Origin of the sequence: Bacteroides muris (ex Afrizal et al. 2022) (assembly GCF_004793475.1) — a bacterium.
Lineage (GTDB): Bacteria > Bacteroidota > Bacteroidia > Bacteroidales > Bacteroidaceae > Bacteroides > Bacteroides muris.
Window position 1 is genome coordinate 161,430 of sequence record NZ_SRYZ01000002.1, and the last position, 13,463, is coordinate 174,892.

Annotated in this window: 9 protein-coding genes; 6 read left to right on the forward strand and 3 right to left on the reverse strand. The window is 45.9% G+C overall.

Annotation, left to right across the window (positions count from 1 at the left end; all coding sequences use genetic code 11):
- Window positions 1-376: 376 nt before the first annotated feature.
- Both E5355_RS01755 and E5355_RS01760 read left to right on the forward strand, forming a co-directional pair.
- Window positions 377-3,718: a SusC/RagA family TonB-linked outer membrane protein gene (locus tag E5355_RS01755; protein ID WP_136008921.1), complete on the forward strand. Its 3,342-nt coding sequence runs from the start codon at window positions 377-379 to the stop codon at window positions 3,716-3,718.
- A 19-nt stretch (window positions 3,719-3,737) separates the two neighbouring features.
- On the forward strand, window positions 3,738-5,636 hold the full coding sequence (locus tag E5355_RS01760) for a RagB/SusD family nutrient uptake outer membrane protein (protein WP_136008922.1): 1,899 nt from the start codon (window positions 3,738-3,740) through the stop codon (window positions 5,634-5,636).
- A gap of 77 nt (window positions 5,637-5,713) precedes the next feature.
- Here the strand turns inward: E5355_RS01760 and E5355_RS01765 are convergent, their stop codons facing one another.
- Window positions 5,714-6,721, reverse strand: coding sequence for an aspartate-semialdehyde dehydrogenase (locus tag E5355_RS01765; protein ID WP_136008923.1), 1,008 nt, complete (start codon window positions 6,719-6,721; stop codon window positions 5,714-5,716).
- A gap of 154 nt (window positions 6,722-6,875) precedes the next feature.
- On the opposite strand from E5355_RS01765, the gene E5355_RS01770 reads away from it, so the two are divergent.
- The 3 genes from E5355_RS01770 to E5355_RS01780 are packed head-to-tail and all read left to right on the forward strand — an operon-like array spanning window position 6,876 to window position 10,388.
- The gene (locus E5355_RS01770; RefSeq protein WP_136008924.1) at window positions 6,876-9,005 is read left to right on the forward strand and encodes a cation:proton antiporter; all 2,130 of its coding nucleotides are present in this window, start codon (window positions 6,876-6,878) and stop codon (window positions 9,003-9,005) included.
- Between the two features lies 1 nt (window position 9,006).
- A complete protein-coding gene (locus tag E5355_RS01775) occupies window positions 9,007-9,717 on the forward strand; it encodes a tRNA threonylcarbamoyladenosine dehydratase (protein ID WP_136008925.1) in 711 nt (236 codons plus the stop codon).
- A gap of 11 nt (window positions 9,718-9,728) precedes the next feature.
- Window positions 9,729-10,388 (forward strand): ABC transporter ATP-binding protein, encoded by a 660-nt coding sequence (locus E5355_RS01780; protein ID WP_136008926.1) that lies wholly within the window; start codon window positions 9,729-9,731, stop codon window positions 10,386-10,388.
- Between the two features lie 262 nt (window positions 10,389-10,650).
- On the opposite strand, the gene E5355_RS01785 is transcribed toward E5355_RS01780, so the two are convergent.
- Together E5355_RS01785 and E5355_RS01790 are read right to left on the reverse strand one after the other, a co-directional pair.
- The gene (locus E5355_RS01785; RefSeq protein ID WP_136008927.1) at window positions 10,651-11,601 is read right to left on the reverse strand and encodes a helix-hairpin-helix domain-containing protein; all 951 of its coding nucleotides are present in this window, start codon (window positions 11,599-11,601) and stop codon (window positions 10,651-10,653) included.
- A 6-nt stretch (window positions 11,602-11,607) separates the two neighbouring features.
- On the reverse strand, window positions 11,608-12,975 hold the full coding sequence (locus E5355_RS01790) for a sodium-dependent transporter (RefSeq protein WP_136008928.1): 1,368 nt from the start codon (window positions 12,973-12,975) through the stop codon (window positions 11,608-11,610).
- Between the two features lie 103 nt (window positions 12,976-13,078).
- On the opposite strand from E5355_RS01790, the gene E5355_RS01795 reads away from it, so the two are divergent.
- Complete coding sequence (locus tag E5355_RS01795; protein WP_136008929.1) at window positions 13,079-13,462, forward strand: VanZ family protein; 384 nt, start codon at window positions 13,079-13,081, stop codon at window positions 13,460-13,462.
- The last annotated feature ends 1 nt before the right edge of the window (window position 13,463 follow it).

A 13,463-nucleotide genomic window follows, 5' to 3' on the forward strand; every position in this document is an offset into this window, starting at 1 on the left:
CAAATGTATAAATATAAATCTAAATAAATGCAAATGAATGTTCTTGATACCAAATAATAATGTACCTTTGTTAGGACGAAATGAATGAATCATTTCTCACCTTTGTTAATAACGAGTTTTTTATCTCTTAAAACAACCAATAGAGCTAAGTAATTAACAAGATTTTAGCCTTGCATATATATAACTAAGTTCCGTCTGAACTTGGTAAATAAATAGAAAAGAAGAGAGATAATATAAAGTTATGAACCTTTAAATAAAGAAGATGCCTATGAGAGATTAAAGAAACCTTTGGAAATAGTCTCACTATTCCGAACCATATGATTCCCTTACCCTAATTTTGAAAAACTTGTTTAATTAACAAAATCATCAATCACTTATGAATGAAGATCGTAAAAGACGAGGACTTGCTAATGGTAAGTTCCTTACGGCGGTGGCAATCTGTGCTCTGTTTTTAGGCAGTGGCAACGTGATGGCTACACAAACTGCATCCGGCGACTCGCAAGGAGTACAAGAACAGATGCAATCTATCTCTGTGACTGTCACAGTGGTAGATACAAAAGGTGAACCTGTTATTGGTGCCAATGTCATTGAGAAAGGTACGACCAATGGTGGTATTACGGATTTGGATGGAGTTTCCAAATTAAATGTAAAGCCCGGTGCTATTCTGCAAGTATCATTTGTGGGATATACTACTCAAGAAGTCAAGGCAACTTCGGTAATGAAGGTTGTTTTGAAAGATGATACGGAATTGTTGGATGAAGTTGTCGTAGTAGGTTATGGTGCACAGAAAAAGGTGAACCTGACTGGTGCGGTGGCTAATGTAGATGTGAACAAAACAATCGATAGCCGTCCTATCACGGATATAGGCCGTGCCTTGCAGGGGGCTGTGCCGGGATTGACCATTACTACCAACTCCGGTGAGATAGGTGGTGCGCCTACTATCAAGATTCGTGGTAGTATCGGTTCTCCGAATGGTGACTCCAAACCGTTGATTCTGGTAGATAATGTGGAAGTAACGGATATTTCTATGGTGAATCCGGACGATATTGAAAGTATATCTGTATTGAAGGATGCTGCTTCTGCTTCTATTTACGGTGCCCGTGGTGCATTTGGCGTATTGCTGATTACCACAAAATCAAGAAGTAAACATGAACGTCTCTCTGTAAAATATACCAATAACTTTGCATGGCGTACGCCGACCAAGACACCCGAACAACTTCCGGGATGGCAGCAGGCTGATATTAACTTGCAAGGTGTAATCAATCAGACTAAGGGGTCTACCGCATTTTATAACGTAGTGGGTAATATGCGTGTGGATGCTACACATGTGCAGAAAATGAAGGATTACTGGGACAAATATGGCTATGGTGACCAGTTTGGCCGTGAGATGGAATTGGGTCGTGACTTTGAGTTCCGCGATGGCGGTATGTTCTTTATCCGTACTTGGGACTGGTATGATGAATACATTAAGGACTGGGCTCCGCAGCAGAACCATAGCCTTTCTATCAACGGTGGCAATGGAAAGACTAATTACAATATCGCTTTGGGATATCTGAGCCAGGATGGTATGATGAAAGTCAATTCGGACAACTATAAGCGTTACAATGCCAATATCTCTTTGAACTCTGAATTGAACAAATATGTGTCTATCCGTACAGGTGTCATGTTCACCCGTTCTGACTACGATAAGCCATTCAACTATAACAGTGATCTTTACGACCCGATGTACTATCTGTATCGTTGGCAACCGATGATGCCTTACGGTACTTTTGAAGGCAAGGAGTTCCGTAACGCCTTGACCGAACAGAAAAGTGCTCCTATTACCACAAAAGAACGTGAGTATCTGCGTTTGACAGGTGGTGCAACTATCAAGCCTATCAAAGATTTAACACTGGATATAGATGTTGCTTATAGCAGCGTGGAAAATCGCTATAAGAAGTATGGTACACCGAGCTTGACCAGTGGTTATGAAATCTTCACTGCCCGTCCGTCTGTTGAGGCATTACGTGATTCTTATGGCAGTTATCTATCTGCTGCTACTTATGATTATGTATATCAGGAAACCGGACGCACGGAGAATCTGACAGCCAACTTCGTGGCAACTTATGCCAAACGCTGGGGAGATCATGATTTTAAGGCGATGGCAGGTTCCAGCCTTGAAAAGAGCGAATATGAATATTACTGGGCGCAACGCAAAGGTCTGCTCGACCCCGCAAAACCGGAATTGAATCTGGCTACAGGTGACCAGACTACAAGCTCCTCGCATACTTGGTGGTCTGTAGCAGGCTTCTTCGGACGTCTTAATTATTCTTATAAAGACCGATATATGTTGGAACTGAACGGCCGTTATGACGGTTCCTCCCGTTTCCCCTCTGGGAATCGTTTCGGTTTCTTCCCATCCATGTCTGCCGGTTACCGTATTTCTGAAGAACCGTTCATGCAGTCACTGAAGCCTTATCTGAGTACGTTGAAGATTCGCGGCTCTTGGGGTATGATTGGTAACCAGGATGTAGGTACCGACCGTTATATCTCCACTCTGTCCACTTCTGTAGACAGTTGGATTATCGATGGAAAGAAAGTACAGTCAACACAAAAACCGACTATTGTGTCTTCAACCCTTACTTGGGAGAAGGTTACTACACTTGACCTTGGCTTGGATGCCCGTTTCTTCAATGATGCGTTGGGAGTAACGTTTGATTGGTATAACCGTACTACCAGTGATATTTTGACTACTGCCAACCTGCCTGCCACATTGGGTGCTGACGCTCCATATGAAAATATGGGTACTATTCAGACCAAAGGATGGGAACTTGCCATTGACTATCGCCATACCTTCAAGAATGGTCTGCACTTTGGCGTGACGGCTTCTGTTGCCGATGACAAGACTGAAGTAACCAAGTGGACGTATAATACAAAGATTCCTTCTTATGGAGCTACCGGATGGTGGGATAAGAGTGCTTATAAAGAAGGTATGGTTTTGGGAGATATCTGGGGCTTGCAGTTCGACCGTTTCCTGACGGAAGATGACTTTAATGCTGACGGTTCTTTGAAAGCCGGTTTGCCCGACCAGACTAAAGTATTCCCTGCCGGTTATCAATTTGCTCCCGGTGATGTGCTTTATAAAGACCTCGACAACAACGGTGAAATCGTAAAACAGACCAATACAAATGACAGGGGTGACCTTAGTGTTATAGGTAACGCCCTGCCGCGTTTACAGTTTGGTTTGAATTTGGATGCTGCTTGGAAAGGCTTTGATATAAGCATGTTCTTCCAGGGGGTAGCCAAGAGAAAACTTTGGGCGGCAGGTAACCAGGTATTGCCAGGCTTTACTACCGGTGAACCCTTCTACAAAGGTGCTGAGGATTATTGGACTCCCGAAAACACAGATGCTTTCTATCCCCGTCCGATGGATTACAAGCAGTCTGCTTCGGGTAACTATAGCGTGAATGACCGCTATTTGCTGAATATGGCTTATCTGCGTCTGAAGACGTTTACTGTGGGATATTCTCTTCCTAAGGTTTGGTTGAGCAAATTCAAGGTGCAAGGTTTGCGTGTTTATTTCACCGGTGAAAACCTTTTCACCATCGACGGTGTGAAACCTGCTATCGATCCGGAAATAGGAATACGTACGGCCAGTGGTAAGAGTGACCAGCGTAACTTTGGCCGTAGCTATCCATACCAGAAGACAGTGTCGTTCGGTATTCAGCTTAGTTTATAATCTAATAGTAATTGCAGTTATGAAAAAGAAAAATTTATTATATATCGTTTGTGCGTTGGCAATGGGCTCGCTCTGCGGTTGCGACGATTTTTTGAATAAAGACCCGCAGGACAAGCAGACCAATGACACTTATTGGCAGACTGAAACTTCTTTGCGTACTTATGCGCAAGACTTCTATTCTTCCTACTTTACAGGATATGGTACCGACTATACTGTTTTTGCCGGTTATTTCTCTGGAGATGACTATACGGATGATTTTATCAATCTGAATAATGCAAATACAAACGGTTCAGGATATATTTATTTCTCCACTTCTGCCACTACGGACTGGAATAGCCAGACAGGAACTTGGTCGGGCAATTATAGTGTTATTTATAAAGCCAATGTCATGCTTGAGAAGATTCCCGGAATGAATATTTCGGACGAAGCCAAGAAACACTGGGAAGGTGTTGCACGCTATTTCCGTGCAATGGCTTATAGTACGCTGGCAAAGTATTATGGCGGTGTTCCTTACTACGATAAGGTGACAGACCCGGCAGACCCGGCCCTTTATAAAGACCGTGATTCTTATTTGTATGTAGCGCAGAAGATACAAGAGGATTTTCAGTATGCATTGGATAATGTACGTACGGATGATACGAAGCGCCAAGTCAACAAATATGTGGTTGGTGCGTATATGTCACGCGAAATGCTGTATCATGCCACATGGCTGAAGTATCACGGTACTACTGTAGGTCCTACTTCAGAGAAAGTGGCGGATGGTGATATTAAGAATTTACTGCAAGGAGCCATTAATGGTGCGGAGGTAGTGATGAACTCTGGTATCTATTCAATAGGCAATACCTATAATGCTTTGTTTACTACGGACGATTTGGCTAACAATCCGGAAGTTATCTGGTATCGTGAATATACAAGCGGTTTGCAGTGTAATGCTTTGATGTCCTACAATGGCCCGGAAGATCAGACTCAGGGTGGTGTTACGCAAGATGTAATCAACACTTATCTTTGCAGTGACGGTTTGCCGATAGGTCAGTCTCCGCTGTATCAAGGTAAGGAAGATCCGAGTATTCAGAAGTCATTTCAAGATCGTGACCCGCGTTTGTATCAAACTATTGCCGATAGTCTCCGTATCATGAGCGCCATGGGTACAAATTATACCGAAGGTACATCACCAACGGGATATCCTACCAAAAAGTTCCTGAACGACGAGTGGTGGGTGGCTGGTCTGGATTACTGTACCGGTAGATTAAGTCCGGCTGATGCTCCGTGTATCCGCTATGCGGAAGTGTTGCTGAACTATGTAGAAGCACGTTATGAGATTGCTCAAGTGGGGGGTAACGGTTTCTCGCAGAGCGACCTTGACAAATCTATCAATGAACTCCGTGACCGTCAGCTGACGAAGTGGGGAGATACTGAAGCCAAGACAATGCCGAAAGTTCAACTGAATGGCGGTAACTTGAGTGTGAATGGAGTTGTTATCAATGACCCTGCCCGTGACCCTGATGTCAATCCGGTTTTGTGGGAAATCCGTCGTGAGCGTCGTATTGAGTTGATTATGGAAGGCCGTCGTGGTGAGGACCTCCGTCGTTGGGCCAAGTTTGAATACTTAAACTCAGAAGATGCAAATGGTTATCCTACCATGTCTTTCCTGGGTGCTTATGTCAATATGGCCGATTATCCGGAAATATCTTCAAAAGATGATTCCGGCAAGAGAGTGCTCTATCTGTTCGACCCGGAGAATCCCGGTAATGTAGAAACTGAAAAAGGGTATATTTATTATCTTCGTGAAAAAGAACTTCGTATATTCAAGGCTGGTGAATTGAATTCGGAACGCTACTATTTGCGTGCCATACCGGCTGCACAGTTGACTATTTATGAGAATAAAGGTCAGGTGTTGACTCAGAACCCAGGTTGGTAATATTATGAAGTAGATTATAAAAATAAGGGATGTCCTCACAAAACGAGGACATCCCTTATTTTTTATTCATTGTTCTCTTACAGTGCCTTTTCCTTAATCAGGTATTCTGCAATCTGTACCGCATTCAGTGCAGCGCCTTTTTTGATTTGGTCACCTACAATCCAGAATGTCAATCCGTTCTCGTTGCTGAGGTCCTTGCGGATACGGCCTACGTAAACCGGGTCTTTGCCGGCGAGGAACAACGGCATGGGGTATTCCTTTTCTGCCGGATTGTCCATCAGAATCAAGCCTTCGCCGTTGGCAAATGCTTCGCGGGCTTCTTCTATGGAGATGGGGCGCTCGGTCTCTACCCAGATACTTTCGGAGTGGGAACGGAGGGCAGGAACACGTACACAAGTAGCACTGACTTTTACGTCAGAGTGCATAATCTTGCGTGTCTCGTTGTACATCTTCATTTCCTCTTTGGTATAGCCGTTTTCGGTGAATACGTCGATTTGCGGAATGAGGTTGAATGCCAGCTGGTAAGCGAATTTCTCAACGGTTACGGGTTCGCCTGCCAATACCTGGCGGTATTGCTCGTACAACTCGTCCATGGCAGCAGCGCCGGCACCACTGGCAGCCTGATAGGTAGAAACATGCACGGTCTTTATATGGGAAAGCTGTTCGATGGCTTTCAGTGCCACTACCATTTGGATAGTAGTACAGTTAGGGTTGGCGATGATGCCGCGCGGACGGTCTTTGGCGTCAGCAGCATTTACTTCGGGTACTACCAAAGGCACATCGGCATCCATACGATAAGCGCTGGAATTGTCAATCATCACTGCTCCGTACTTGGTAATGGTTTCGGCAAACTCTTTGGAGGTGCCTGCGCCTGCGGAAGTGAAAGCGATATCAACCCCTTTGAAGTCATCATTGTGTTGCAAGAGTTTCACCTCGATCTGTTTACCGCGGAAGGTATATTTGGTTCCGGCACTGCGTTTAGAACCGAACAATACTAACTCGTCCAACGGGAAATTTCTTTCATCGAGCACTCGCAGGAACTCTTGTCCCACGGCTCCGCTTGCTCCAACAATAGCTACTTTCATTTTTCTTTTGTTTTAAATTAAGTTTATAAAAAAGTGAAATACTATCTCTAAAAAGATAGAATTGGTCGCAAATTTATAACAAAATGCTGTATAACACCGCATAAAGTGAAAAGTTTTTCGTTATTTTGCATGCAAAACCTAAAACTTACAGCCTATGAACTGGTTTGACTTCAGCTTGAAACTTCCCATCACCGACCCTACATGGATATTCCTCCTTGTACTCCTCATTATATTGTTTGCTCCCATATTGTTGAATAAGCTTCGTATTCCGCACATTATCGGAATGATACTGGCGGGGCTTGTCATCGGGGAGCATGGTTTCAATATTTTGGTGCGTGACAGCAGTTTTGAACTTTTCGGCAAAGTAGGCTTGTATTACATCATGTTCCTTGCCGGTCTGGAAATGAATATGGGAGACTTCAAACAGAACCGGGGCAAAGCTCTTGTTTTGGGGCTCTTGGCTTTTATTGTGCCCATAGGCATAGGTTTGGTAACGAATATAGCTTTGTTGAAGTACGGGGTGCTGACCTCTGTCCTGCTGGCAAGTATGTATGCGTCGCATACGCTGGTGGCTTATCCCATCGTGATTCGTTACGGTGTGTCGCGGCATCGTAGTGTGAGCATTGCGGTGGGAGGAACGGCGGTTACGGATACACTCACTTTGCTGGTTCTGGCCGTTGTGGGTGGTATGTTCAAGGGAGAGTCGGACGGCTTCTTCTGGGTATGGCTTGTCATAAAGGTTATCTTCCTGGGTATTTTGATTGTATATCTGTTTCCACGCATAGGTCGTTGGTTCTTTCGGAGGTACGATGACAACGTAATGCAGTTCATATTCGTGCTTGCCATGGTTTTTCTCGGAGCCGGATTGATGGAGTTTGTGGGGATGGAGGGTATCCTGGGTGCTTTCCTGGCAGGTTTGGTATTGAACCGGCTGATTCCGCATGTCTCTCCGCTGATGAACCATCTGGAGTTTGTGGGCAACGCCTTGTTTATTCCCTATTTCCTGATAGGTGTGGGCATGCTGATTGATGTGCACGTGATTTTCGGTCATGGCGATGCTCTGAAAGTAGCGGCTGTAATGATTGTGGTGGCATTGGCTGGTAAATGGATTGCCTGCTGGCTGACGCAGAAAATATATAAGATGGAAGGGATTGAACGGGAGTTGATGTACGGATTGAGCAATGCACAGGCAGCGGCAACGCTGGCGGCTGTGTTGGTGGGATACAACATCATTCTGCCTGGTGGGGAACGCTTGCTGAATGATGATGTATTAAACGGTACCGTTCTGCTGATTCTTGTAACTTGCATCGTCAGTTCGTTTATTACGGAACGTGCCGCACGGAAGATTGCCATGGAGGAAGCCCATCTGGAAGCAAGTCGTTCCGTGGAGCCGGAGAAGATTCTGATTCCGATAGCCAACCCCGATACGATTGAAGACTTGATAAATCTTTCTTTGGTGATACGCGACCCGAAGCAACGGGATAATCTGTTGGCACTGAATGTCATCAACGACGATAGCAGTTCTGAAAGTGCTGAACTGCGCGGGAAACGCTATCTGGAAAAGGCTGCCATGATAACGGCCTCGGCAGATGTACCGTTGAGGCAAATTACACGTTATGACTTGAATATCGCTTCCGGAATTATCCATGCGGCAAAAGAATATGCAGCGACCGATGTCATTATAGGTCTGCACCGTAAAGTCAATATCGTGGACTCCTTCTTCGGTATGCTGACGGAGAATCTGCTGAAAGGCTTGCATCGCGAGGTGATGGTTTCCAAGTTCCTGATGCCCATTAACACAATCAGGCGGGTGATTGTGGCGGTACCTCCGAAAGCCGAGTATGAGGCGGGATTCCTGAAATGGGTGGAACATTTTTGCCGGTTGGGGAGTACTTTGGGTTGCCGGGTGCATTTTTATGCCAATGAAGAGACTACCGCCCATCTTCAAGGGCTGGTGAAAGCCAAATATGGACAGACATTGACAGACTTTTCCCGCCTGGACGATTGGGGGGACTTGCTGATATTGACCGGGCAAGTGAATTTTGACCATCTGTTAGTGATTATCAGTGCCCGTCGGGGCTCCATCTCCTATGACAGCTCCTTCGAGAAGTTGCCGGCACAAATCAGTAAATATTTTGCAAATAATAGTCTGATTGTATTGTATCCGGATCAACTAGGTGAACCGCAGGATGCGGTATCCTTCTCAAATCCGCGTGGCAACAATGAGTCGCAACATTACGAGAAGGTCGGCAAATGGTTTTATAAGTGGTTTAAAAAAAGCTGAAATGGAAGATTGGAAACAACGAACGCAACTCCTGCTGGGAGATGAAAAGATGGAACGGCTACGTAAAGCGCATGTACTTGTCGTAGGACTGGGTGGTGTAGGTGCTTATGCGGCCGAGATGATATGCCGTGCCGGAGTGGGGCGGATGACGATTGTCGATGCTGATACCGTGCAGTCTACGAACATAAACCGTCAGTTGCCGGCTCTGCATTCTACCTTGGGGCAGAAGAAGGCAGAGATATTGGCATCACGTTTCAGGGACATTAATCCGGCTCTGGAATTGAAAGTGTTTCCCATATTCCTGAAAGATGAGAACATACCGGAACTGCTGGATGCAGCGGCTTATGACTTTGTGGTGGATGCCATTGATACGCTTGCTCCAAAATGCCATTTGATAGCGGAAACCATGAGGCGGCATATCAAGATTGTGTCCAGCATGGGGGCGGGAGCAAAGAGTGACATTACGCAAGTGCGCTTTGCCGATATATGGGATACCTATCATTGTGGATTGAGCAAGGCTGTGCGTAAGCGTCTGCAAAAGATGGGCATAAAGCGCAAGCTTCCCGTAGTTTTCAGTACGGAGCAAGCGGACTTGAAGGCGGTGTTGCTGACGGATGATGAGATGAACAAGAAATCCACTTGCGGCACGATAAGTTATCTGCCGGCAGTGTTTGGCTGCTACTTGGCAGAATATGTCATTAAAAGGCTGTAAAATTACTAATTATGATCCATTTAGAGAATATAACGAAGAGTTTCGGTAATCTGCAAGTGTTGCGGGGTATTGACTTGGAGATAGAGAAAGGGGAGATTGCCAGTATTGTAGGACCCAGTGGAGCAGGTAAAACTACCTTGCTGCAAATCATGGGTACGTTGGATATGCCGGATGGCGGTTCGGTGGTTATTGACGGCACACAAGTCAACCGTATGAGGGAGAGGGAACTTTCTGCATTTCGCAACCGGCATATCGGTTTTGTGTTCCAGTTCCACCAGCTTCTGCCGGAGTTTACGGCTTTGGAGAATGTAATGATACCGGCCTTTATTGCCGGAAGAGGACAGCAGGAAGCCAAGGAAGCGGCTGCGGAAATTCTTGAATTCATGGGGCTTGCCGAACGGGCTTCCCACAAACCGAATGAGTTGTCGGGAGGTGAGAAGCAGCGTGTGGCGGTGGCCCGTGCTCTCATCAATCATCCGGCAGTGGTGCTGGCAGATGAACCTTCCGGTAGCTTGGATACCCATAATAAGGAAGAACTGCACCAGCTCTTTTTTGATTTACGTAACCGTTTCGGACAAACGTTTGTTATCGTAACCCATGATGAAGGACTGGCGCAGCTCACCGACCGGACGATACATCTGATTGACGGGGAAATCAATAAAATGGTCTGAGCCTATTTCCCTGTGCCCATTACTCCCGAGTCATTGTCACTGTTGTTCACCTTTCGCTGTGCCGTCTTGAAACTACGGCTGAACGAGAAGTAGCGGGGAAAGTTTACCAGGAACATGCGGGAGTTCTCATTTCTTCATATTGATATGATGGTTCTAATCCTTATTGCAGTAGACCTTCCTGCTTTCAAGGCGTTTCTGCTTGTTAAACGAAATGAGTGGTGAAAAGGTTACATCAGACATTGAAGAATGTTGCATGATGCTGTTATTCAAAGCAAACGTAGTGACTGATTTTCTCCAAATCGGTATCGGAGAATTCCTCGTAAAGTGCAAAAGGTTTCAGACTATGAAGGTTGCCTTTCTTCTTTCGGTATTCTACAATGGCCTTTGCTTGGTAGAAGTTGATGTAAGGATGGTTGCGTAGCCTCTCTAGGCTACTACGGTTCAGGTTGATGAGGCGGATGGCCCGGGTGTCGATGGAAAACCAAGACTGCAATTGGCTGGTGTCCAAATGGATTTCTTGTAGTTGTGTGATGTCGTAGAATCCTCCCAGGCGTTGTCGGTAACTGATGATTAGACGGGCAATGCCGCTACCGATGCCTGGTATTTTCTTCAGCTCTGTGGTGTCGGCGCGGTTCAGGTCGACAAGGGTTCCGGCCGGATATTTTTCCGGTGCAATTCGGGAAGTGGCAGCGCTGTCATTGCTTCCAGGAGAGCTGTACAACCGGGCGGTTCTTGTTTCTGTGTCTTCCGGAGTGATGTGGATATAGGGCAGGAGTGTCTGATATTGTTTTTCTGTCATTCCATATATTTTCCGGAAATCTTCCGCCTTACGGAACTTCCCCCCTTTGCTACGGTAGCGGAGTATGTTTCGCACCATCCATCCGGGCAGTCCCAGTCGACAAAAAGTGACGGAGTCGGCGGTATTGGGATTAAAACGGGCCAGGGAGACAGTTGGAGGGTGCTTTGGGAGAGAAGAATTAAATCTGTTGTCCCATTTTTGTTCCTTTTCTTGTATGGATGCGATGAACGATTCGTATTCTGCCATGGCAGTGGCCTGCCGCCGGATTGCTTCATCGGAGAGGGGGCGGTTTTCTCTTTGGTATATATAAATATACCCGGAGAGAAAGACGAGAATGATGCCGGTAATCAAAACCAGTATTCCGCGTCTTTCTCCTCGGGAGAAATAAAGGAATTCTTTAAAAGGATTCTGCATGATAGCTTATTTTAGAAAACCCAGTTCATTGATAAAAATCAGTGCAATTCCTGTTGGGGCGATGTATCTCAGAATGAATATCAGCAGCTTGTAGACGGATACTTTCAGAGTTCCGTTGTTGCTGACTTCTTCCCATACGATTTTTTTGTCCAGATGCCATCCTATGAAAATGGAAATGAAGAAACCGCCTAACGGCAACATTAGCTTGGCTGTTACAAAGTCGAACAAATCGAACAGGTTTAGCCCGAATACGGTATAGCTCTTGCCGATGCCGAGAGACAGTGAGCAGAAAACTCCCAAGAAAATGCAGCCGGCTGTTACGTATCTGGCTGCCTTGCTGCGTGAAAGCTTGAATTCTTCATGCAGATAGGCGGTTACCACTTCGTGCAGGGAAATAGTGGAAGTAAGTGCTGCCAATGCCAGTAGGATATAGAACATCAGAGATAGCAGGACTGCCAGCCAGGGAATATTGCCGAATGCTTGCTGAAAGACATTGGGTAGGGTGATGAACAATAGACTGGGACCTGCATCCGGTTGGATACCCACAGAGAAGGCGGCAGGGAAGATGATGAATCCTGCTAGGATGGCTACCATGGTGTCGATAGCGGCCACGTTGAGTGCCGTTTTGGACAAGTTTGTATCGTTACGGAAATAGGAAGCATACGTACAGAGACATCCCATCCCAAGACTCAGGGAGAAAAATGCCTGCCCCATAGCTCCAAGGAACACATTGCCGTCCACTTTGCTGAAGTCCGGTTTCAGCAGGAATTCAATGCCTGCTCCTGCACCGGGCAGGGATATGGAGCAGATGGCAAGGATTATCAATAGTACAAACAGCATCGGCATCATGATTTTGGCTGATTTTTCAATGCCTTTTTCCACTCCTTTGACAATGATGAGATGGGTGGCCAGCAGGAATAGCACCAGCCAGATGACCGGACGCCAGGGGTTGCTGACAAAGCTGTTGAAGGATGCGATGAAATCGGCTGCCGACTTCCCGGCAAAACTGTTGGTAGCCGCTTCGCCGATAAACTCAAGCGTCCATCCTGCCACAACGGAGTAATATCCCAGAATAAGGAATCCGGCCAGTACGCCCATACGTCCTACCCAGCGCCAATGCGTGCCGGGTGCTAATTTCTGATAAGCCCTTGCCGTATTGGCACGCGAGTGCCTGCCGATGAGGAATTCTGCAATCATGATGGGGATGCCGAGAATGAGCACACAAACCAGGTATACAAGGATAAATGCCGCACCTCCGTGATTCCCGGTCTCAAACGGGAAACGCCAGATGTTACCTAAACCTACTGCGGAGCCTGCCGAGGCAAGTATGACGCCTAATTTGCTTCCGAAGTTAGCTCTGTCACTTTTTGTCATAAAACGTAGATTTTTCTTTCAATTCGTTATTAATACCACCTAAAACATGCAAATATAGAAAATGTTCTGTACTTTTGCGCACAGTTCGTTGATAATTTGGTATATGCTATATTATATTAAGAAATATCCGGTGTCGCTTTTTATTATTCTGACGGTGATTTATCTTTCATTCTTTAAACCGCCTTCTACAGAAATAAGCAAGATTCCCAATATAGACAAGGTGGTGCATATCTGTATGTATTTCGGTATGTCAGGAATGCTGTGGCTGGAGTTTTTTCGCGCTCACCGGAGAGACAACGCCCCTTTATGGCATGCATGGGCAGGGGCGTTTGTCTGTCCCGTTTTGTTCAGCGGAATGGTGGAGTTGCTGCAAGAATACTGCACGACATACCGTGGCGGAGACTGGCTGGATTTTGCGGCCAATACCATGGGAGCGGTGCTTGCATCAATGGTCGGCTATTTCATTTTAAGGCCGAGGATGAAATAGG

Bases quoted from the DNA above. Each gene is read 5' to 3' on its own strand.
- E5355_RS01760 (WP_136008922.1), top strand. From the start codon at position 3,738: ATGAAAAAGAAAAATTTATTATATATCGTTTGTGCGTTGGCAATGGGC.
- E5355_RS01785 (WP_136008927.1), bottom strand. From the start codon at position 11,601: ATGCAGAATCCTTTTAAAGAATTCCTTTATTTCTCCCGAGGAGAAAGA.
- E5355_RS01770 (WP_136008924.1), top strand. From the start codon at position 6,876: ATGAACTGGTTTGACTTCAGCTTGAAACTTCCCATCACCGACCCTACA.
- E5355_RS01795 (WP_136008929.1), top strand. From the start codon at position 13,079: ATGCTATATTATATTAAGAAATATCCGGTGTCGCTTTTTATTATTCTG.
- E5355_RS01755 (WP_136008921.1), top strand. From the start codon at position 377: ATGAATGAAGATCGTAAAAGACGAGGACTTGCTAATGGTAAGTTCCTT.
- E5355_RS01765 (WP_136008923.1), bottom strand. From the start codon at position 6,721: ATGAAAGTAGCTATTGTTGGAGCAAGCGGAGCCGTGGGACAAGAGTTC.
- E5355_RS01780 (WP_136008926.1), top strand. From the start codon at position 9,729: ATGATCCATTTAGAGAATATAACGAAGAGTTTCGGTAATCTGCAAGTG.
- E5355_RS01790 (WP_136008928.1), bottom strand. From the start codon at position 12,975: ATGACAAAAAGTGACAGAGCTAACTTCGGAAGCAAATTAGGCGTCATA.
- E5355_RS01775 (WP_136008925.1), top strand. From the start codon at position 9,007: ATGGAAGATTGGAAACAACGAACGCAACTCCTGCTGGGAGATGAAAAG.